The organism is Streptomyces sp. NPDC050085, assembly GCF_044460595.1.
Classification (GTDB): domain Bacteria; phylum Actinomycetota; class Actinomycetes; order Streptomycetales; family Streptomycetaceae; genus Streptomyces.
The window spans coordinates 368885-388602 of the sequence record NZ_JBITJZ010000002.1 but is presented as its reverse complement, the minus strand read 5'-3'; the positions used below and the strand labels follow the sequence as shown (position 1 = coordinate 388602).

General features: G+C 71.2%; 18 protein-coding genes. 6 read left to right on the top strand and 12 right to left on the bottom strand.

From position 1 onward, the window contains the following. Positions 1–828: a sugar phosphate isomerase/epimerase family protein gene (locus ACIBUY_RS10110; RefSeq protein WP_365564015.1), complete on the top strand. Its 828-nt coding sequence runs from the start codon at positions 1–3 to the stop codon at positions 826–828. Between the two features lie 55 nt (positions 829–883). On the opposite strand, the gene ACIBUY_RS10105 is transcribed toward ACIBUY_RS10110, so the two are convergent. The 6 genes from ACIBUY_RS10105 to ACIBUY_RS10080 all read right to left on the bottom strand — a co-directional run bounded on the left by ACIBUY_RS10105 (position 884) and on the right by ACIBUY_RS10080 (position 7518). After that, complete coding sequence (locus ACIBUY_RS10105; protein WP_365563911.1) at positions 884–1306, bottom strand: DUF937 domain-containing protein; 423 nt, start codon at positions 1304–1306, stop codon at positions 884–886. A gap of 225 nt (positions 1307–1531) precedes the next feature. Continuing rightward, a complete protein-coding gene (gene rbsD, locus ACIBUY_RS10100) occupies positions 1532–1921 on the bottom strand; it encodes a D-ribose pyranase (protein ID WP_399152323.1) in 390 nt (129 codons plus the stop codon). Then, on the bottom strand, positions 1918–2817 hold the full coding sequence (locus ACIBUY_RS10095) for a ribokinase (RefSeq protein ID WP_365563916.1): 900 nt from the start codon (positions 2815–2817) through the stop codon (positions 1918–1920). The genes rbsD and ACIBUY_RS10095 overlap by 4 nt, the downstream gene beginning before the upstream one ends. Before the next feature lie 126 nt (positions 2818–2943). Beyond that, positions 2944–4887, bottom strand: a complete 1944-nt coding sequence (locus ACIBUY_RS10090) for a substrate-binding domain-containing protein (RefSeq protein ID WP_365563919.1) — start codon at positions 4885–4887, stop codon at positions 2944–2946. After that, positions 4877–6421, bottom strand: a complete 1545-nt coding sequence (locus tag ACIBUY_RS10085; protein ID WP_365563922.1) for a sugar ABC transporter ATP-binding protein — start codon at positions 6419–6421, stop codon at positions 4877–4879. The genes ACIBUY_RS10090 and ACIBUY_RS10085 overlap by 11 nt, the downstream gene beginning before the upstream one ends. Next, on the bottom strand, positions 6418–7518 hold the full coding sequence (locus ACIBUY_RS10080) for a LacI family DNA-binding transcriptional regulator (protein WP_365563924.1): 1101 nt from the start codon (positions 7516–7518) through the stop codon (positions 6418–6420). The genes ACIBUY_RS10085 and ACIBUY_RS10080 overlap by 4 nt, the downstream gene beginning before the upstream one ends. Positions 7519–7631: 113 nt before the next feature. On the opposite strand from ACIBUY_RS10080, the gene ACIBUY_RS10075 reads away from it, so the two are divergent. From ACIBUY_RS10075 to ACIBUY_RS10065, 3 genes are all read left to right on the top strand, one after another. Beyond that, positions 7632–7928 carry a hypothetical protein gene (locus ACIBUY_RS10075; protein ID WP_399152322.1) on the top strand — a complete coding sequence of 99 codons (297 nt, stop codon included), beginning with the start codon at positions 7632–7634 and terminating at the stop codon, positions 7926–7928. After that, positions 7925–8497, top strand: a complete 573-nt coding sequence (locus ACIBUY_RS10070; RefSeq protein ID WP_365563928.1) for a hypothetical protein — start codon at positions 7925–7927, stop codon at positions 8495–8497. Before ACIBUY_RS10075 ends, ACIBUY_RS10070 begins: the two co-directional genes overlap by 4 nt. A gap of 223 nt (positions 8498–8720) precedes the next feature. Beyond that, a complete protein-coding gene (locus tag ACIBUY_RS10065; RefSeq protein ID WP_399152525.1) occupies positions 8721–9806 on the top strand; it encodes a serine hydrolase domain-containing protein in 1086 nt (361 codons plus the stop codon). A 3-nt stretch (positions 9807–9809) separates the two neighbouring features. On the opposite strand, the gene ACIBUY_RS10060 is transcribed toward ACIBUY_RS10065, so the two are convergent. The 3 genes from ACIBUY_RS10060 to ACIBUY_RS10050 all read right to left on the bottom strand — a co-directional run bounded on the left by ACIBUY_RS10060 (position 9810) and on the right by ACIBUY_RS10050 (position 11741). Continuing rightward, positions 9810–10469: a DUF5701 family protein gene (locus ACIBUY_RS10060; RefSeq protein ID WP_399152524.1), complete on the bottom strand. Its 660-nt coding sequence runs from the start codon at positions 10467–10469 to the stop codon at positions 9810–9812. A 144-nt stretch (positions 10470–10613) separates the two neighbouring features. Beyond that, positions 10614–10829, bottom strand: coding sequence for a DUF4287 domain-containing protein (locus ACIBUY_RS10055; protein ID WP_399152321.1), 216 nt, complete (start codon positions 10827–10829; stop codon positions 10614–10616). 117 nt (positions 10830–10946) lie between these two features. Further along, complete coding sequence (locus tag ACIBUY_RS10050; protein WP_399152320.1) at positions 10947–11741, bottom strand: aminoglycoside adenylyltransferase domain-containing protein; 795 nt, start codon at positions 11739–11741, stop codon at positions 10947–10949. A gap of 85 nt (positions 11742–11826) precedes the next feature. On the opposite strand from ACIBUY_RS10050, the gene ACIBUY_RS10045 reads away from it, so the two are divergent. Continuing rightward, positions 11827–14085 carry an ATP-dependent RecD-like DNA helicase gene (locus ACIBUY_RS10045; RefSeq protein WP_399152319.1) on the top strand — a complete coding sequence of 753 codons (2259 nt, stop codon included), beginning with the start codon at positions 11827–11829 and terminating at the stop codon, positions 14083–14085. A gap of 199 nt (positions 14086–14284) precedes the next feature. Then, a complete protein-coding gene (locus tag ACIBUY_RS10040; protein WP_365563941.1) occupies positions 14285–15574 on the top strand; it encodes a citrate synthase in 1290 nt (429 codons plus the stop codon). A gap of 473 nt (positions 15575–16047) precedes the next feature. On the opposite strand, the gene ACIBUY_RS10035 is transcribed toward ACIBUY_RS10040, so the two are convergent. The 3 genes from ACIBUY_RS10035 to ACIBUY_RS10025 form a co-directional block, all read right to left on the bottom strand. Then, a complete protein-coding gene (locus ACIBUY_RS10035; protein WP_399152318.1) occupies positions 16048–18273 on the bottom strand; it encodes a heavy metal translocating P-type ATPase in 2226 nt (741 codons plus the stop codon). Positions 18274–18336: 63 nt separating this feature from the next. Next, complete coding sequence (locus ACIBUY_RS10030) at positions 18337–18651, bottom strand: heavy-metal-associated domain-containing protein (protein ID WP_365563946.1); 315 nt, start codon at positions 18649–18651, stop codon at positions 18337–18339. 89 nt (positions 18652–18740) lie between these two features. Continuing rightward, complete coding sequence (locus tag ACIBUY_RS10025; RefSeq protein ID WP_365563948.1) at positions 18741–19685, bottom strand: PrsW family intramembrane metalloprotease; 945 nt, start codon at positions 19683–19685, stop codon at positions 18741–18743. Positions 19686–19718 lie beyond the last annotated feature (33 nt).

Sequence of the window (19718 nt, the reverse complement as noted above, 5' to 3'; positions counted from 1 at the left end):
GTGACCGCCGATCCGCGCTTCTCCATCAACCAGATGACCGTGAAGCAGCTCAGCCTGCCCGAACTCGTCGACGCCTGCGTCGAGTTGGGTGTCCAGCACGTCGGCACCTGGCGCGAGCCCGTCCAGGCGTACGGCGTCGAGGCCGCCGCCAAGCTGCTGAACGACGCCGGTCTCGCCGTCTCCACGCACTGCCGCGGCGGCTTCCTCACCGCCATCGACGCGGACGCGCGCCGGGCGGCGATCGACGACAACAAGCGGGCCGTCGAAGAGGCCGCCACCCTCGGCACGGACGTCCTGGTCCTCGTCTCCGGCGGGCTCCCGGCCGGCTCGTACGACCTGCACGGCGCCCGGGAACGGATCGCCGACGCGCTCGTCGAGCTCGGTCCGTACGCCGCCGAGCGCGGCGTGAAGCTCGCGATCGAGCCGCTGCACCCGATGTACGCGTCCGACCGCTGCGTCGTGTCGACCCTGGGCCAGGCCCTGGACATCGCGGAACGCTTCCCCGCGCAGCAGGTCGGCGTGTGCGTGGACACGTACCACATCTGGTGGGACGACCGGGCGCCCGCGCAGATCGAGCGGGCGGGGGCGCAGGGGCGCATCGCCACGTTCCAGCTCGCCGACTGGACCACGCCGCTGCCCGAGGGCGTGCTCAACGGGCGCGGGCAGATCGGTGACGGGGCGATCGACATGCGGGTGTGGCGCCGGTACGTGGAGGACGCGGGGTACTCAGGGCCCATCGAGGTCGAGCTGTTCAATGACGGGCTGTGGGCGCGGGACGGGCGCGTAGTTCTCGCGGAGACAGCGGGTCGATTCGCTCGGCACGCTTAGATCTGGCGGCCCCTTCGGCGCTGAGGTCCCGGGGCTCTGCCCCGGACCCCGCTCCTCAATCGCCGGAGGGGCTTGATTTGCGACCCGCTCCCCGCTTCGCCACCACCGCGAGCACGATGGGGATCAGCATCTCGATGCCCCGGGCCACGTTCGCCGCGGGCAGCCCCGTCTTCTTGGCGACGGCGTTCGCCACCGGCCGGCTCATCTTCGCCAGCACGCCCGCCATCAGCCCGCCGGAGGCCATCCCGCCGAGCCCGCCCAGCGTGGCGACGCCCTGCAGGGGTGGCTCCTGCGCGCTCTCCTCGGCCTCGGAGATCGCGCCGGAGAGCTCCGAGACGGTGCTGCCCACGACGCTCTGCGCACCGGCGGCGTCCGTGCCGAGCAGGCCCGCGAGCTCCTGCAGCTTGTCGTCGCCCAGCTCGGCGATGACGTCCTGCTCGAATGACGGGGACGTAGGGGACGTAGATTCTTCGCTCATGCCCCAAACGCTAAGGCTGCCCCGTTATGTCGGCACGCTGAAAATTCTTGAAAGAAATCCGCCCGGCCCCGTGCAACCTTTCCGGGGCGGGACGTGTCTAGCGTGCGTCAGAACTTTTGGAGGGGGATCTGGGGGGATCTGGGAAGTTCTGACGCAGGAGGGGGTAAGCCCGAGGGGCCCGGTCCGCGGACCGGGCCCCTCGCCGCTCCTGCACCCTGCGGGACCTCAGAAGAACACTCCGCAGCGCAGCAGCACGTTCGCGTAGGGCCGCGCCTCCCCGGTCCGTACGACGAGCCGCGCACCCGAGGTCAGCGCCTTCAGCTCCTCGTGCGTGACGAAGCCGAGGGACGGCACCCGCTCCTGGAGCAGACCGGCCGCCGCCGGGTTCGCCGAGCGCACCTCGCGGGCCGCGGTGCCGGACTCGACCACCAGCTCGTCGAGCAGCCCGTCGAGCACCTCGGCGAACGACGGCACCCCGGCCCGGAAGGCGAGGTCGACGACGCGCGGCCCGGGCGGGATCGGCAGCCCCGCGTCGCACACCAGGACCCCGTCCCCGTGCCCCAACTCGGCTATGGCGCCCGCCAGATGACGATTGAGGATGCCGGACCTCTTCACAGCGCGGCGACCTCGTCCGCGGTCGGGTACGACGCCTGGGCGCCCTCCTTGGTGACGGCGGCGGCGCCGACCCGCGCCGCGTAGGCCGCGGCCTCGGCGAGGGACTCGCCCGTGCCCAGCCGCCACGCGAGCGCCGCCGTGAAGGCGTCGCCCGCACCCGTGGTGTCCACGGCCTTCACCTTCACCGACGCCACCCGCTGCGAGCCCGCCGCGTCGGCGACGAGCGCACCCTCCGCCCCGAGCGTGACGACCACCGAACGCGGGCCGAGCGCGAGCAGCTGCCGCGCCCAGTCCTCGGGGGACGCCCCCAGGTCCGTACCGAGAATGACCTTCGCCTCGTGCTCGTTCACGATCAGCGGGTCGCACACGGAGAGCACCTCGTCGGGCAGCGGCGCGGGCGGCGACGGGTTCAGCACGAGCCGCGCCCCGTCGGCCAGCGAGCGGGCGACCTCGGCGACCGTCTCCAGCGGGATCTCCAGGAGCGTGGAGACGACGGGCGCGGCGGCGAACAGCTCGCGCGCGGCCCGTACGTCGTCCGGCGTCAGGCGGCCGTTGGCCCCCGGCGACACCACGATGCTGTTGTCGCCCGACGGGTCCACCGTGATCAGTGCGACGCCCGTGGGTGCCCCGCCGACCAGCACGCCGGACGTGTCGACGCCCGCCGACTCCATCGACTCGCGCAGCAGCGCGCCGTGCCCGTCGTCGCCGACCCGTGCGAGCAGCGCGGTGCGCGCGCCCAGCCTGGCGGCGGCGACCGCCTGATTGGCGCCCTTGCCGCCCGGGTGGACGACCAGGTCGGAGCCGAGAACGGTCTCCCCGGCACCGGGACGGCGCTCGACGCCCACCACCAGGTCGGCGTTGGCCGACCCCACGACGAGGAGGTCATACGTGCTCATGCTCAGCCCTTCTGCGTACATCACTCGTGCATCACCCGCACCCGTGCATCACTCGCACCTGTGCATCACTCGCACCCGTACATCCCCCGAAGATATGCCAACCCGGGACATGCCAACCGGGGCGGATCACTCGAAGTCGGCGGCGTTCTTCGACGTCACGACCTTCACCGGCACCTTCACGGCGTCGGCGATCTTCTTGCCCTGCGCGGCCCGCACCGCGTTCTGCACGGCGATCTCGCCGAGCTCGCGCGGCTGCTGCGCCACGGAGGCGTACATCGTGCCCGCCTCGACCGCCTTGATGCCGTCGGCCTCGCCGTCGAAGCCGATGACGGGGACGGACTTGCCGGCCTTCGAGCCGAGCGCCTTGATCGCGCCGAGGGCCATCTCGTCGTTGGCGGCGATGACGCCCTGGACGTCCGGGTGGGCCTGGAGCAGGTTCGACATCACGTCGAGCCCCTTGGTGCGGTCGAAGTCGGCGGGCTGCTGGGCGAGGACCTCGATGCCCGGGTAGGCCTTGAGGCCCTTCGCGAAGCCGGCCGCGCGCTCCCGGGCCGCGGACGTCCCGGCCTGCCCCTGCAGGATCACGATCTTGCCGGTGCCGCCCAGCTTCTCGGCCATCGTCTTCGCGGCGAGCTCACCGCCCGCGACGTTGTCGGAGGCGACGAGCGTGGCGACCTTCGCCTTCTCGACGCCGCGGTCGACGGCGACGACAGGCATGTCGGACGTGTTGGCGGCCTTCACCGAGTTGCTCGCTGCGGCCGAGTCCACCGGGTTGAGGATGATCGCGTCCAGGCTCGAACTCGTGAAGTTCTGCATCTGGTTGGCCTGCTGCGAGGCGTCGTTCTGGGCGTCGGTGACGGTCAGGTCCACGCCCAGCTTCTTGGCCTCGGCCTGGGCGCCCGCCCGGATCTGCACGAAGAACGGGTTGTTGAGCGTGGACAGCGAGAGCCCGATCTTCGGCTTGCCGGAGTCGGACGTACCGCCGTGCAGGAAGGAGGTGGCGCCCACGATCGCGACGGTGACGACCGCCGCGAGCCCGTACGTCGCCGCCTGCCTGCCCTTGTTGCCGCCGCCCCCGGTGGTGACGGGCGAGGCCCCGGCCTTGCGGCGCAGGGTGTCGAGCAGCACCGCGAGCGCGATGACGACGCCGATGACGACCTGCTGCCAGAACGCGGACACGGAAAGGAGGTTGAGGCCGTTGCGCAGCACCGCGAGGATCAGCGCGCCGATGAGCGTGCCGGACGCCTTGCCCGTACCGCCGGCCAGCGAGGCGCCGCCGATGACGACCGCGGCGATCGCGTCCAGCTCGTACCCGTCGGCGGCCTGCGGCTGCGCGGACGAGAGCCGGGAGGCGAGCACGATGCCCGCGGCGGCCGCGAACAGACCCGACAGCGCGTAGATGACGAGCTTCTGCTTCTTCACGCGCAGGCCGGAGAGCCGGGCGGCCTCCTCGTTGCCGCCGATCGCGTACATGGCACGGCCGATGTACGTACGACCGAGGACCACGGCGGCGACCAGACCCATCACGACCATCACGAGGACGGGCACCGGCAGCCAGCCGCCCAGCGTGTCACCGAGGTGCGAGACCGAGTCGGGGAACGGGATCGGCGAACCGTCGGAGATGACGAGCGCCAGACCGCGGCCCACCGACAGCATGGCGAGCGTCGCGATGAACGGCGGCAGTTTCCCGTACGCGATCAGGAAGCCGTTGACGAGACCGGCGACGATGCCCGTCGCGACGGCGAGGACGACGGCCAGCACGACCGGCACCCCGTGCTGGGTGGCGCTCCACGCCAGCACGGTCGCCGACAGCGCGGCCACCGAACCGACCGACAGGTCGATGCCCGCCGCGACGATCACGAAGGTGACGCCGAAGGCGAGGATGGCGGTCACGGCCGCCTGGACGCCGATGTTGAGCAGGTTGTCGGTGGTCAGGAAGTCCCCGGACAGCGCGGAAAGGGCGATGACGAGGACGATCAGGGCGGTCAGTGCGCCGTTGTCGAGCAGGAGCTTGCGCAGCGACGCGGCACCACTGGTGCCCGGGGTGCTCTTGAGCGTGTCAGTGGCCACGACGGGCCTCGCTTTCGTCGGTCGTGGAGGTGGTGTTGCTGACGGCGAGGGCCATCACGGAGTCCTGAGTGGCGTCGGCGGCATCGAGCTCACCGGCGATCCGGCCCTGTGCCATCACCAGCACGCGGTCGCTCATGCCGAGCACCTCGGGCAGATCGCTGGAGATCATCAGCACGGCGTGTCCGGCCGCGGTCAGTTCGTTGATGAGCTGGTAGATCTCGACCTTCGCGCCGACGTCGATGCCGCGCGTCGGCTCGTCGAGGATCAGCACCTTGATGTCGGCGAGGAGCCACTTGCCGATGACGACCTTCTGCTGGTTGCCGCCGGACAGCGTCCGCACGTGCTGGCCCAACCCGGCCATTCTGACGCCCAGTTGACCGGCGATGCGCTCGGCGGCCGTGTGCTGCGCGGTGCGGTCCACGAACCCGGCGCGGGTCGCGGAGCGCAGCGTCACCAGCCCCAGGTTCTCCTCCACCGACTGGTCGAGGACGAGGCCCTGGCCCTTGCGGTCCTCGGGGACGAGACCGACGCCGGCCGCCATCGCCGCGTTCACGTCGTGGCGGCGCAGGGGGCGTCCGGCGACCTCCACCGAGCCCTCGTCGTACGGATCGGCCCCGAAGACGGCCCGCACGACCTCCGTGCGCCCGGCTCCCACGAGCCCGGCGATGCCGACGACCTCACCGGCCCGCACCTCGAAGCTCACGTCATGGAAGACACCGCCCCGCGTCAGCCCCTCCACCTTCAGCAACGCGCCACCGGTGTCGGGTCGTTCCCGCGGGTACTGCTGCTCGATCGACCGACCCACCATGAGGCGCACGAGCTCGTCCTCGGGCGTCGAGGCCGGGACCTGTCCGACGCTGCGACCGTCACGGATGACGGTGACCCGGTCGCCGAGCGCCGCGATCTCCTCCAGGTGGTGCGTGATGAACACGACGCCGACGCCGTCCTCGCGCAGCGAGCGCACGATCGCGAAGAGCTTCTCGACCTCCTCCGAGGTGAGCACGGCCGTCGGCTCGTCCATGATCAGGACGCGGGCGTCCAGGCTCAGCGCCTTCGCGATCTCGACCATCTGGAGCCGGGCGATGCCCAGTTCACGGACACGAGCGCGTGGCGACACGTTCACGCCCACGCGCGCGAGGAGCGCCTCGGCGTCGGCCTCCATCCGCTTCCGGTCGATCAGACCGAAGCGGCGCGGCTGGCGCCCCAGGAAGATGTTCTCGGCGACGGTCAGGTCGGGGACGAGGTTGAACTCCTGGTAGATGGTGGCGATCCCGAGCCGCTCGGCCTCCTGCGCACCCTGAATGCGGACTTTTTCGCCGCCTACGTAGATGCGCCCTTCGTCGGGCGTGTACGCGCCGGAGAGCATCTTGATCAGCGTGCTCTTGCCGGCTCCGTTCTCGCCGAGCAGGACGTGCACCTCGCCGCGGCGCAGATCGAAGTCGACGCTGTCGAGCGCGACGACTCCGGGGAAGGTCTTGCGTATCCCTTCGATGCGCAGCAGTTCGTCGGGGCGTGGCTCCTCGGGGCTGCTCACTCGCTGCTCCTCTCCATTGAGGCCGTTGAGGTGGTCGAGGTGGTTGAGGTGGTCGAGGTGGTTGAGGTCTTTGAGGTCGTTAAGGCGGGCGGGTGCGGGGGTTCGCCGCACGACCGGCGTACGACGAGGTGGGCGGGGAGGGTGACCGACGCGGGAGTGCGCCCCTCGATGCGGTCCACGAGGGCACGCACGGCGGCCCGGCCGAGCTCGGCGGTCGGCTGGGCGATCGCCGTGACCGGCGGATCCGTGTGCACGAACCAGCGGATGTCGTCGAACGCGGCGAGCGCGACGTCGTGCGGAACGCGCAGCCCGCGCGCGCGGATCGCGTCGAGGGCGCCCAGGGCCATCAAGTTGTCGGCGGCGAACACGACTTCGGGCGGCTCGGGCAGGTCGAGGAACCCCTCGGTCACCCGCCGCCCGCTGTCCGCCTGGAAGTCGCCCTGTCCGATGTAGGCGTCCGGCAGCTCGAGCGCGTACGAGGCGAGCGCCTCCCGGAACGCGGCGACGCGCTCGCTGCCCGTCGTGGTGGCGGCCGGGCCCGCGATGATGGCGAGCCTGCGGTGCCCGAGCCGGTGCAGGTGCGCGACCAGGTCGCGGATGGCGGCGCGGCCGTCGGAGCGCACGACGGGCACGTCGACGCCGGGGATCCACCGGTCCACGAACACCATCGGCGTCCCGGCCCTGGCCGCGTCCAGCATCAGCGGGGAGCCGCCGTCGGTGGGGGAGACGAGCAGCCCGTCGATCCGCCGGTCGAGCAGGGTCCGTACGTGGTGGTCCTGGAGGTCGGGCCGCTCGTCGGCGTTCCCGATGATGACGCTGTAGCCGAGCGCGCGGGCCTCCTCCTCGACGGAGCGGGCCAGCTCGGTGAAGTACGGGTTCAGCACGTCGCTGATGACCAGGCCGAGGGTGCGGGTCTGGTCGGTGCGCAGGGAGCGGGCGACGGCGTTGGGCCGGTAGCCGAGCGACTCCACGGCGGCCAGGACGCGGGTGCGCGCGTCCGGGCTGACGGACGGGTGGCTGTTGAGGACCCGGGAGACCGTGGCGACGGAGACGCCGGCCGCGGCTGCGACGTCCTTGATGCTCGCGTTCGAAGACATCACAGACCACCTCCTTGTGGCTGCATGGAATCGATTACATCGATCGGTATGAGGGATTGGAATCGATTACACGGGTTGTCGGCAAGGGGGGTTCCGGTTGTCGTGACCGGATCGTGACCGACGGGGAGCGGGTGCGGGCGGGTGCGGGCGGGCGGGTGCGGGCGGGCGCGGCGGGTGCGGGGGAGTTGTCAGTGGGCCGTGGGATGGTGGACGGCATGGGTAACGAGGGACGGCGCCCCGGCACGGACGTGGTGGTGGACACGGCGGCGGGCACGGCGGCTGACATGTCGACGGGCGTGTCGGCGGGCTTGGTGGCCGACGTGACAGCCGAGATGGCGGCGGAGGGCATGACGGCGACGGCGGACGGCGTGACAGTCGAGATGGCGGCGGACAGGATGGTGGACAGGTGAATCACGCGCAGCTCACCGCTCTCGGCCGCGCCCTGCGCGTGCTCGGGGAGCACGGGCAGGAGATCACCGCGGACACGCCGCAGGACAAGCTCCACGAGTGGCGGGGCGATCTGAAGAGAGCCCTCGACCTCCTGGAGGACACGGCCACGGGCGCGGCGCCGACGACCCGCTGCGCCGAGCATCCGAACGGGGCGGTGGACGCCTCCGCCCCCGACCTCTGCCTGATCTGCGAGACCCGCCGCCGCAAGGCGCGCCGCTCGGAGTACGCGGGAGGGCCCGCCCGCCCGGATGCCGAGCAGCGCCCCGTGATGTCCCGCTACGGGACGCGGGAGGACCGCCCCCAGCCCCAGCAGCGCTGGCTCCCGGAGATGTGGAACGGGCAGGTGTGGCAGCTGTGCGGCACCCCGCGCCACGACCGGCGCGAGGCGGACCTGTACCTGGCCGCGCAGCGCCGCCGGCCGGACGCGGCGATGGCGTACCGCTTGGTGCACGAGTTCACGGACTACGAGGTCGTGCGGGTGTGGGGGACGCCGGTGAAGGTGGACCCGGAGCCGATGGGCGGCCTGTAGCGGGGCCTGTACGGGCGACCTGTAGGAGACCCGCGGTCCGACCGGGGGCTGTCCCCACCCGCGCCCGGGTGGCTGGCAGGATCGCCCCCCTTGATCATCCCGGGACATGCTGGGACCGGCACGAACCGCTGCCGATCGCCGTATTCCTCCCAGGAGTTGACCCGTGCGCGTGCAAGGACGCAAGCAGAGCCCGGCCCCACGACGGTCGCGCGGCCGCACCGCCATGGCGCTCGTCGGCCTCATGACGGCCGCCGCGCTCGCGCCGACCACCGTGTCGGCCGCCCCGCACCCGGACCCGGTGCAGCAGGGACTCGACGCGCTGGTGCGGTCCGACGGGGTCCCCGGCTCGCTGGCGAGCGTCACCGGCCGCGACGGCGGCACCCGCACCTACACCGCGGGCGTCGCCGACGTGACGACCGGCGAACCCGTGCCGCACGACGGGCAGGTGCGCGTCGGCAGCAACACCAAGACGTTCACGGCGGTGCGCGTCCTGCAACTGGTCGCCGAGCACCGCGTCTCCCTCGACGCCGGGGTCGACGACTACCTGCCCGGACTGCTGCGCGGCGACGGGATCGACGGACACCGCATCAAGGTGCGCCACCTCCTCCAGCAGACCAGCGGACTGCCCAACTACAGCGAGTACCTGGACGACGAGGTCCGCCCGTACACGCCCCGCGAACTCCTCGACCGCGCGCTGCGTCACCAGGCCCACTTCGCCCCCGGCGAGAAGTGGGAGTACAGCAACACCAACTACGTGGTCGCAGGCCTGCTCGTGGAGAAGGTCACCGGCCGCCCCCTCGCCGAGGAGCTGGAGCGGCACGTCATCCGGCGTGCGGGGCTGCGCCACACCTACTTCCCGGCCCCGGGCGAGACGGCGCTCAGGGAGGCCCATCCCAAGGGCTACTACCAGGACGCGCCGGGCACGCCCCTGGTCGACGCGACGGAATGGGACCCGTCCTGGGCCTGGGCCGCGGGCGAGCTGGTCTCCACCCCCTCCGACCTCGACCGGTTCTTCGGCGCCCTGCTCTCCGGCCGGCTGCTGCCCCAGCCCCAGCTCGCCCGGATGCGGCACACGGTCCCCGCCGGGTCCCCCTTCCCGGCCGGGGCCCGTTACGGCCTCGGGCTCGTGAGCACCCCGCTGTCGTGCGGCGGCGTCTCCTGGGGCCACGGCGGCAGCATGACCGGCTACGAGAGCCGGGTCGGCGTCACCGAGGACGGCCGCGCCGCGAGCGTCGCCGTCACGACGCAGCCGGGCCGTGCCACGCAGCAGCGGATGGAGAAGCTGGTGGACACGGCCCTGTGCCGGTGAGGCTCAGGCCCGGCCCGCCGCCGACCCGAAGCCCAGCCACGTGTGCCGGTTGCCCGCCCAGCACCAGCCGACCTTCGGGGCGTCGCGGCGCTCGCGGCCGTCCCGGCCCGTGCCGTTGCTGATCCAGATCGCCGGGGTGCGGGCGTCCAGCGTGCCGTTCGCCTTGCGCAGCCGGGAGCCGATCGTCATGAAGCACTGATTGCGCTCGAGGACCGCGGGCTGCTGGAGCACCCAGTGGATGCCCTCGGTCAGCAGCAGCGGGGTGCGGCCCCGCTCGGTGAGGGCGGGAAGGGCCTCGTCCGGGGTCCAGTTGGCCATGTCGTCGCCGCGGTCGACGGCGGAGAGCAGATGGAGCGGGCCGTCGGGGACGGTGATCCCGTCCAGCGGCGCGAACTCGTCGACGTCGTGCATGTCGACGACCACGAACCCGGCCTTGTCCTCGCGCTGCAGCAGCGGCGCCAGCGCGGAGGCGGGAGCCAGGTCCGGGTGGACGGTGAGCAGCGAGTCCTGCTCGCCCGCGTCCTCGGCCTCCTTGGCGAAGGCGCGCAGCGCGGCGGCGTCGAGCCCCGCGATCTCGTGCACGCCGAGCTCGATCAGGCGCTCGGCCTGGGCGGTCGGCGACGGAAGCGGGAACGGGGTGGCGGCGGTCGGGGCGTGGGTCACGGAACTCCCTGGGGTCGCGAGGTGCACGGGCGCGGCGTACGTACGGGTGCGTACGGGGGTGCGTACGGGGTGTGTACGAGGTGCGGTGTCTGTGCTCAACGGAGCAGCGTCCTTGTGAATTCCCTGTGCCGGGCCCGGTCCGGGTCACTTTTCGGACGTGGCCTCGGCGAGGGTGTGCGCCACCAGTGCGTTGGCGTGCCCGTGGCCGAGGCCGTGCTCGCTCTTGAGCCAGTTCACGAGCTCCATGTGCTTGGTGAGCGGGGAGGAGCGGATGAGCTCCTGCCAGTGGGAGACGGGTTGGCCGTACTTCTTCTCGATGGACGGGAAGTAGTTGGCGGGACCCTTGGGCGTGGTGGTCATGAGGTTCCTGTCATCCGGCGAGGCTGCGGCCTGCTATCTCAGTGGCCGTGTGTCTGTTGCCCGAGCGTCTGTTGCCTGAGCGTCTGTTGCCCGTACGACCGACGCCGCGTCGAAAAATCATCGGTCGGCCCGCCCCGGCACCGCCGCGGCCGCCGCGAGGTCCAGGAGCTCACCCATCAGCGCGGCCAGTTCGGGTGGCAGCGGCGTCTCGTCCCGCACCGCCTGGGTCCGCCGCCAGGCGAGCGCCGCCTCCAGCAGGGGACGCAGCCGCGGCCACCGCCCGGCTGCCCAGGCCGCGGCCTCGACCTTGTCGGCCAACTCCCCGGTCACCAGGGCGCGCAGGGCCCGGCACGCGGTCAGAGCGACGTACGCGTGACCTCCCCGGTGCCGCACCCGGGGCGCCCAACTCCGCAGCCCCGCAACGGAGTCGATCAAAGCCGCCCGCAGCTCATCGGCACCGGCCGGGGCCAGCGCCTCCCGCGCAGAGCGGCCCGCGAGCGTCAGGCTTGTCTCTCGTACGAGAGCCCGCGTCAGGGCCCAACGGGGCGCCACGCGCGCGGTGTGCAGCGGTTCGCCGGGGGCGAGCACGAGCAGCGGTTCCAGGAGGGCGCCGGACAGGGCGGCGGACGGCGCGTAGGTCAGATCGAGCCGATCACGAAAACCGGGGTGGGCCTGCAGGACCCGAGCGTGTGCGGCGTCCAACTCACCCGGATCGAGACCGAGTTCACCCGCCACACCGATCAGCACGTCCACATCACTGATCCCGCGCTCGAACGCCCCCGTGGCCACGGATCCGTACAACCAGACGCCCACCATCCGCTCACCCACGACCGGCGCGACGCCCGTCAGCAGATCGGGCAACAGCCGCCGCACACTCACCGGCAACGCCGCCGCCCCACTCGTCTCGCTCATGCCGGGAACTGTAGGCCCGGCCGCCACAGGCCCGGGAACCGCAGGCGCCGCCCCCGATGTCAGAGCCTCCCGCTACCGTCGGATCATGGCGAAGGAGCAGGCGGCGGCCGCGCGGCCCATGGCGACGATCGAGGGGGTCCTCGAGCGGATCACGTACGCCAATGAGGAGACCGGGTACACGGTCGCGCGGGTCGACACCGGCAGGGGCGGTGGGGATCTGCTGACCGTCGTCGGGGCGCTGCTCGGGGCGCAGGCGGGGGAGTCGCTGCGGATGGAGGGGAGATGGGGGTCGCATCCGCAGTACGGCAAGCAGTTCACCGTGGAGAACTACACGACGGTGCTGCCCGCGACCATCCAGGGCATCCGGCGCTACCTCGGGTCCGGGCTCGTCAAGGGGATCGGGCCGGTGTTCGCCGACCGCATCACACAGCACTTCGGGCTCGACACCCTCGACATCATCGAGCAGGAGCCGAAGCGGCTGATCGAGGTGCCGGGGCTCGGGCCGAAGCGGACGAAGAAGATCGCGGACGCGTGGGAGGAGCAGAAGGCCATCAAGGAGGTGATGGTGTTCCTGCAGAGCGTGAACGTGTCGACGTCCATCGCCGTGCGCATCTACAAGAAGTACGGCGACGCGTCCATCGGCGTCGTGAAGAACCAGCCGTACCGCCTCGCCTCCGACGTCTGGGGCATCGGCTTCCTCACCGCCGACCGCATCGCCCAGTCCGTCGGCATCCCGCACGACAGCCCCGAGCGCGTCAAGGCCGGTCTGCAGTACGCCCTTTCGCAGTCCACCGACCAGGGGCACTGCTTCCTGCCCGAGGAGCGGCTCATCGCCGATGCCGTGAAGCTGCTCCAGGTCGACACGGGGCTCGTCATCGAATGCCTCGCCGAGCTCGCCCTGCCCGACGAGGACTCCGGTGAGGTCGGTGTCGTACGGGAGCAGGTTCCCGGGGAGGACGGGGAGCTCGTCACCGCCATCTACCTCGTCCCCTTCCACCGGGCCGAACTGTCGCTGTCCGCCCAGCTGTTGCGGCTGCTGCGCACCGGCGACGACCGGATGCCCGCCTTCCGCGACGTCGCCTGGGACAAGGCGCTGGCCTGGCTCGCGGGGCGCACGGGCGCCGAGCTCGCGCCCGAGCAGGAGGAGGCCGTCAAGCTCGCGCTGACGAAGAAGGTCGCCGTGCTGACGGGCGGGCCGGGCTGCGGCAAGTCGTTCACCGTGCGCTCGATCGTCGAGCTGGCCCGCGCGAAGAAGGCGAAGGTCGTGCTCGCCGCCCCCACCGGACGCGCCGCCAAGCGGCTCGCCGAGCTGACCGGGGCCGAGGCGTCCACCGTGCACCGACTCCTTGAGCTGAAGCCGGGGGGCGACGCCGCGTACGACAAGGACCGGCCCCTCGACGCGGACCTGGTGGTGGTCGACGAGGCGTCGATGCTGGACCTGCTGCTCGCCAACAAGCTGGTGAAGGCCGTGCCGCCCGGCGCGCACCTGCTCTTCGTCGGGGACGTGGACCAGTTGCCGAGCGTCGGGGCCGGGGAGGTGCTGCGCGACATGCTCAGCGACGACAGCCCGATTCCCGACGTGCGGTTGACCCGCATCTTCCGCCAGGCCCAGGAGTCGGGCGTCGTCACGAACGCCCACCGGATCAACTCCGGTACGCAGCCCCTGACCCAGGGCCTCAAGGACTTCTTCCTCTTCGTGGAGGAGGACACGGAGGAGGCGGGACGGCTGACCGTCGATGTCGCCGCCCGTCGGATTCCGGCCAAGTTCGGCCTCGACCCGCGGCGCGACGTCCAGGTCCTCGCCCCGATGCACCGCGGCCCGGCCGGCGCGGGCACGCTCAACGGACTGCTCCAGCAGGCCATCACGCCGGGCCGCCCCGAGCTCCCCGAGAAGCGGTTCGGCGGCCGCGTCTTCCGCGTGGGCGACAAAGTCACTCAGATCAGAAACAACTATGACAAAGGGGCTAACGGTGTCTTCAATGGGACCGTCGGCGTCGTCACCTCCCTCGATGCCGACGAGCAGAAGCTGACCGTCCGCACCGACGAGGACGAGGAAGTCCCGTACGAATTCGACGAACTCGACGAGCTGGCGCACGCCTATGCCGTCACGATCCACCGCTCGCAGGGCAGTGAATATCCGTGCGTGGTGATTCCGCTCACCACGTCGTCGTGGATGATGCTGCAGCGCAATCTCCTCTACACCGCGGTCACCCGCGCCAAGAGGCTGGTGGTCCTGGTCGGTTCGCGAAAGGCTCTGGCCCAGGCGGTGCGCACGGTTTCGGCGGGCAGACGCTGTACTGCGCTCGGTTTCCGGCTGGCTGGTGGGCAGACCCGGCCCGTTTGATCGATCAAACGAGTCGCAAAGGTCACACAGCACTTCCGGAACCGGGGCGAAGGGGGCAGGATGAGCAGGTTGGCGGCACTCAGTGCCGCCAATAGGCCCAATGGTCGACCCCGAGTGCACTCTGCTGGGCCAAGTGGGGGATGGTAGAGACAGTCAGGGCACCTCGAAGAAGAGGCACTACGTCGGTGAGGGACGAGACGTGAGCGACAACTCTGTAGTACTGCGGTACGGCGATGGCGAGTACACCTACCCGGTGATCGACAGCACCGTCGGCGACAAGGGCTTCGACATCGGGAAGCTCCGGGCCCAGACAGGACTGGTGACCCTCGACAGCGGATACGGCAACACCGCCGCCTATAAATCCGCGATCACCTACCTGGACGGCGAAGAGGGCATCCTTCGCTACCGCGGCTACCCGATCGAGCAGCTGGCCGAGCGTTCCACCTTCACCGAGGTGGCCTACCTGCTGATCAACGGCGAGCTCCCCACCGTCGACGAGCTCGCGACGTTCAAGAACGACATCACGCAGCACACCCTGCTGCACGAGGACGTCAAGCGCTTCTACGACGGCTTCCCGCGTGACGCCCACCCGATGGCCATGCTGTCGTCCGTGGTCTCCGCGCTGTCCACCTTCTACCAGGACAGCCACAACCCGTTCGACGAGCAGCAGCGCAACCTGTCGACGATCCGCCTGCTCGCCAAGCTTCCGACGATCGCGGCGTACGCGTACAAGAAGTCGGTCGGCCACCCGGTGGTCTACCCGCGCAACGACCTCGGCTACGTCGAGAACTTCCTGCGCATGACCTTCTCGGTGCCCGCCGCCGAGTACGAGCTGGACCCGACGGTCGTCTCCGCGCTCGACAAGCTCCTCATCCTGCACGCGGACCACGAGCAGAACTGTTCGACGTCCACCGTGCGCCTGGTGGGCTCCTCGCAGGCGAACATGTTCGCGTCGATCTCGGCGGGCATCTCGGCCCTGTGGGGTCCGCTGCACGGTGGCGCCAACCAGTCGGTCCTGGAGATGCTCGAGGGCATCCAGGCCTCCGGCGGCGACGTCGACACCTTCATCCGCAAGGTGAAGAACAAGGAAGACGGCGTGAAGCTCATGGGCTTCGGGCACCGCGTCTACAAGAACTTCGACCCGCGGGCGAAGATCATCAAGGCGGCGGCGCACGACGTCCTCTCGGCGCTCGGCAAGAGCGACGAGCTGCTCGACATCGCGCTGAAGCTCGAAGAGCACGCGCTGGCCGACGACTACTTCGTCGAGCGCAAGCTCTACCCGAACGTCGACTTCTACACCGGCCTGATCTACCGGGCCATGGGCTTCCCGACCGAGATGTTCACGGTCCTGTTCGCCCTCGGCCGCCTGCCGGGCTGGATCGCCCAGTGGCACGAGATGATCAAGGAGCCCGGGTCGCGCATCGGCCGCCCGCGCCAGATCTACACGGGCGTCGTCGAGCGGGACTTCGTCCCCGTCGAGGCCCGCTGAGCGAGCTGGACAGCTGAGCACGTACGGAACGGTGAACAGCTGAGTAAGCAAGCGGAAAGCGCCCCGCTGTCGGTCCCCCCACGGGCCGGCAGTCGGGGCGCTTTCCTTTTCCCGGTGCGGATTCCCCCCACGGGATCCGGCCGGGCGTCTGTGGCCGCGTCGGCCGCCGGAACACGTACGTACGGGAGGGCCGCTCAAGCTCCCCGGTGCACGTGCCCCGGCCAACGCAGTCGGGTCCGTCCCCCAAGACGGTCCCGCTCGATACAAAAACGCCCCCCAAGACGTTTCTGCATCGCCTCCTTAGACTCACGAGACCTGCAAAGGGTTACGTTCAGATCCGTGTGATCTGCGTCTCTTGCATATGTCCCGTGTGTACGCAAGAGGCCCGATATGTAGATGTGAGCCTCTGACGTGAGAGTGCTGCAATTGTGCCGTGTGGATTACGTGAAGGTCCAGGTCTGGCCGGGTGTTCCCTAGATGAATCTGCGCAGGCGCAGGCTGTTGGTCACCACGAAGACCGACGAGAAGGCCATGGCGGCGCCCGCGATCATGGGGTTGAGCAGGCCGCATGCGGCCAGGGGCAGCGCGGCGACGTTGTAGCCGAAGGCCCAGCAGAGATTGCCCTTGATGGTGGCGAGGGTGCGCCGTGAGAGCCGGATCGCATCGGCCGCGACCCTCAAGTCGCCCCGGACGAGCGTCAGATCGCCCGCCTCGATCGCCGCGTCCGTGCCCGTGCCCATCGCGAGACCGAGGTCGGCGGTGGCGAGCGCAGCCGCGTCGTTGACCCCGTCACCGACCATCGCGACGCCCCGGCCCCCGGCCTGCAGGCGCTTGATCACCTCGACCTTGTCCTGCGGCAGGACCTCCGCGACGACGTCCTCGGGGGCGATGCCCACGGCGCGGGCGACCGCGTCGGCCGCGGCCCGGTTGTCGCCGGTCAGCAGGATGGGGGCGAGCCCGAGGGAACGCAGCTCGGCGACGGCCTGCGCGCTGGTGTCCTTGGGGGTGTCCGTGACGGTCAGGACACCGCGTGCCGCCCCGTCCCAGGCGACCAGGACCGCCGTGCCGCCCTCGGCCTCCGCGGCCTGCCGGGCGGCGGTGAGCGCGGGCGGCAGCGCGGTACCGGCGTCGGCCAGCAGCCGCTCCCGGCCGACGAGGACCGTGCGGCCCTCCACGGTGCCGCGCACGCCGAGACCCGGGACGCTCGCGAAGGCGGTGACCGGCGGCAGGGTGCCCGCACGGTCGGCGGCGGCCGCTGCGACGGCCCGGGCCACGGGGTGTTCGGACGCGTGCTCCACGGCGCCGGCCAGGCGCAGCAGGTCCTTCTCGTCGACGCCGTCGGCCGCGTGGACACCGGCCAGCGCCATCCGGCCGGTGGTGACGGTGCCGGTCTTGTCGAGGACGATCGTGTCGACCTTGCGGGTGGACTCCAGGACTTCGGGGCCCTTGATGAGGATGCCGAGCTGGGCGCCGCGTCCGGTGCCGACCATGAGGGCCGTGGGCGTGGCGAGGCCGAGGGCGCACGGGCAGGCGATGATCAGCACGGCCACCGCCGAACTGAAGGCCGCCGTGGCGTCGCCGGTGACGAGAAGGCGTACGGCCAGGGTGGCGAGGGCGATCGCGATGACCACCGGGACGAACACGGCGGAGACCCGGTCGGCCAGGCGCTGCACCTCGGCCTTGCCGGTCTGGGCGTCCTCGACGAGCCCCGCCATGCGGGCGAGCTGGGTGTCGGCGCCGACGCGGGTGGCCTCGACGACGAGCCGGCCCCCGGCGTTGACGGTCGCCCCGGTGACGGTGTCGCCGACGGTCACGTCCACGGGGACGGACTCGCCGGTGAGGACGGAGGCGTCCACGGCGCCGGCGCCCTCGACGACCCTGCCGTCGGTGGCGATCGTGTCCCCGGGACGTACGACGAAGCGGTCACCGATGGTCAACCGGTCGGCGGGGACGCGTACTTCCGTGCCGTCCGCGGTGAGCAGGGCGACGTCCTTCGCGCCGAGTTCGAGCAGCGCGCGCAGCGCGGCGCCCGCGCTCCGCTTGGCCCGGGCTTCCAGGTAGCGGCCGAGGAGGATGAAGGTGGTGACGCCCGCGGCGACTTCCAGGTACGTGTGCGCGCCCTCGGGGCCGAGGAACAGGGCCCACAGGCTCCAGCCGAACGCGGCGAGCGTGCCCAGCGATACGAGGGTGTCCATCGTGGCGGCGCCGTGCCGGGCGTTCGTCCAGGCGGCCTGGTGGAACGGGTGTCCGCCCCAGGTCACCACGGGTGTGGTCAGGGTGAGCGCGAGCCATTGCCAGCCGGTGAATTGCAGGGCGGGGATCATGGCCAGGAGGATCACCGGGGCGGTGAGGATCGCGGAGATCTTCAAACGCCGGCTACTCGCCGTGGGGGCTTCCGTGGAGTCGCCGACTGCTGCGCCGTCGTGGCTGGTCGCGCTCCGCGGGGCAGCCGCTGATTGATACAGCCCCGCGCCCCTGGACGGCTCGGCGGTGTATCCCAGCCTGGTGACCGTCGCGATCACGGTGTCCAGGTCGATCTCAGGGGCGTACGTGACCTTCGCCTTCTCCGTGGCCAGGTTGACCGACGCCGTCACGCCCTCGATGCGGTTGAGCTTCTTCTCGATGCGGGCGGAGCAGGAGGCGCAGGTCATGCCGCCGATGGCGAGGTCGATCTCGGTGGGAGGCAGTGCGTCCGTCATGGTGATGTCGAGGGTACGGCGGTGGGGCCGGGGGAGTGCCCCGGCCCCGGTGTCCGCAGGAGGTCAGGCCTTGCCGACGAGCTCGTAGCCCGCCTCGTCGACCGCGGCGCGGACCGCTTCCTCGTCGAGCGGGGCCGCGGAGACGACCGTGACCTGGCCGGTGGCGGCGACGGCCTTGACCGAGGCGACGCCCGCGAGCTCGGAGATCTCGCTGGAGACGGCGCCCTCGCAGTGGCCGCAGGTCATGCCCTTCACCTGGTAGACGGCGGTGACGGCGCCCTCGGCCGCGGGGGCGGCGGCGTCGGTGTGGCAGGCCCCGCCGCAGCAGGATCCGGCCGACTCTTCGCCGATCTGGGGGAGCTCGGTCTGGGCGCTCATGTCGTTCTCCTTGGTGGCAGGGCCGTGGACGGGTCATGGCGGGTCACCGGGTTCCCCCGGCCCCTCCTGACGCAATCGACTCTATACCCCTAGGGGGTATTTTTCCAAGACGGGTCGCGGCGGGCGAGCGAGCGGGCCCAGGCCAGGCCGAGGAGGGAGACCAGCACCAGGCCGCCCACGGAGAACAGGGTGAACAGGTGCTTCTGGGTGTCGGTGGGCTGGGGGATGTAGCCCTGGGCGAAGAGCGCCCGGTCCAGGCCGGTGCCGCTGATGCGGGCGACCAGCCAGATCGCGATGCCGTGCATGGAGTCCCACAGGGCGTGCAGGAGTGCGACGCCGAGGTAGGTGAGGATCACGGGGCCGGTGAAGCGGAAGCGCCCGTTGGGCCTGCGGAAGGAGAGGAGCGCCGCGCCGGAGATCGCCGTCCACAGGCCGTGGCCGAAGGGGGCCAGGAGGCCGCGCAGCACTTCCGTCTCCAGGAGCGAGCGCAGGTCGATGCCCTTCATGGTGACCGCCGCGTTGAACGCGTAGCCCGCGCTCTCGAAGGCCGCGAAGCCGAAGCCGACCGTGGCGCCCAGGACCAGGCCCGCGCGCAGGCCGTGGATGCGGGGGTAGCGGTGCAGGACGTACATGAGGGCGAGGAGCTTGACGGCTTCCTCGATCAGGCCGACGCCGACGAACATCCACACCGAGGGGTGCAGGAGGTAGTACTCCATCACCGAGGCGCCGAGCACGCCGAGGATGCCGCCGACCAGGAAGCAGCCCAGGATCAGGTTCACGCCCAGGTCGCGGCCGTGCCGCTCGTACGCCCACAGGACGAAGACCGCGGGTACGAGGAAGCTGCCGAGCAGGATGAGGGTGGGCAGGAGGGTGGTGTTCTTGGTGGCGTACGTGACCAGTGCCGTCAGGACCCACAGGGCCAGGCCGCCCCACAGGCAGCGCTTCCACAGGCCCGGGCGGATCTGCGGGCCCGGCGGCGGGGGCTGCTGGGGGATGCGGGCCTGGGGTGCCCCGGGGGGCTGGGGGTGCGTCACGGCGGGTCCCTCTGACTTCCCTCGAACTGGCAA

Coding starts and splice junctions, on each gene's coding strand:
- ACIBUY_RS10105 (WP_365563911.1), bottom strand. CDS start 1,306: ATGAGCGAAGAATCTACGTCCCCTACGTCCCCGTCATTCGAGCAGGAC.
- ACIBUY_RS10095 (WP_365563916.1), bottom strand. CDS start 2,817: ATGAGCACGTATGACCTCCTCGTCGTGGGGTCGGCCAACGCCGACCTG.
- ACIBUY_RS10080 (WP_365563924.1), bottom strand. CDS start 7,518: ATGTCTTCGAACGCGAGCATCAAGGACGTCGCAGCCGCGGCCGGCGTC.
- ACIBUY_RS10065 (WP_399152525.1), top strand. CDS start 8,721: ATGGCGCTCGTCGGCCTCATGACGGCCGCCGCGCTCGCGCCGACCACC.
- ACIBUY_RS10055 (WP_399152321.1), bottom strand. CDS start 10,829: ATGACCACCACGCCCAAGGGTCCCGCCAACTACTTCCCGTCCATCGAG.
- ACIBUY_RS10050 (WP_399152320.1), bottom strand. CDS start 11,741: ATGAGCGAGACGAGTGGGGCGGCGGCGTTGCCGGTGAGTGTGCGGCGG.
- ACIBUY_RS10045 (WP_399152319.1), top strand. CDS start 11,827: ATGGCGAAGGAGCAGGCGGCGGCCGCGCGGCCCATGGCGACGATCGAG.
- ACIBUY_RS10035 (WP_399152318.1), bottom strand. CDS start 18,273: ATGACGGACGCACTGCCTCCCACCGAGATCGACCTCGCCATCGGCGGC.
- ACIBUY_RS10030 (WP_365563946.1), bottom strand. CDS start 18,651: ATGAGCGCCCAGACCGAGCTCCCCCAGATCGGCGAAGAGTCGGCCGGA.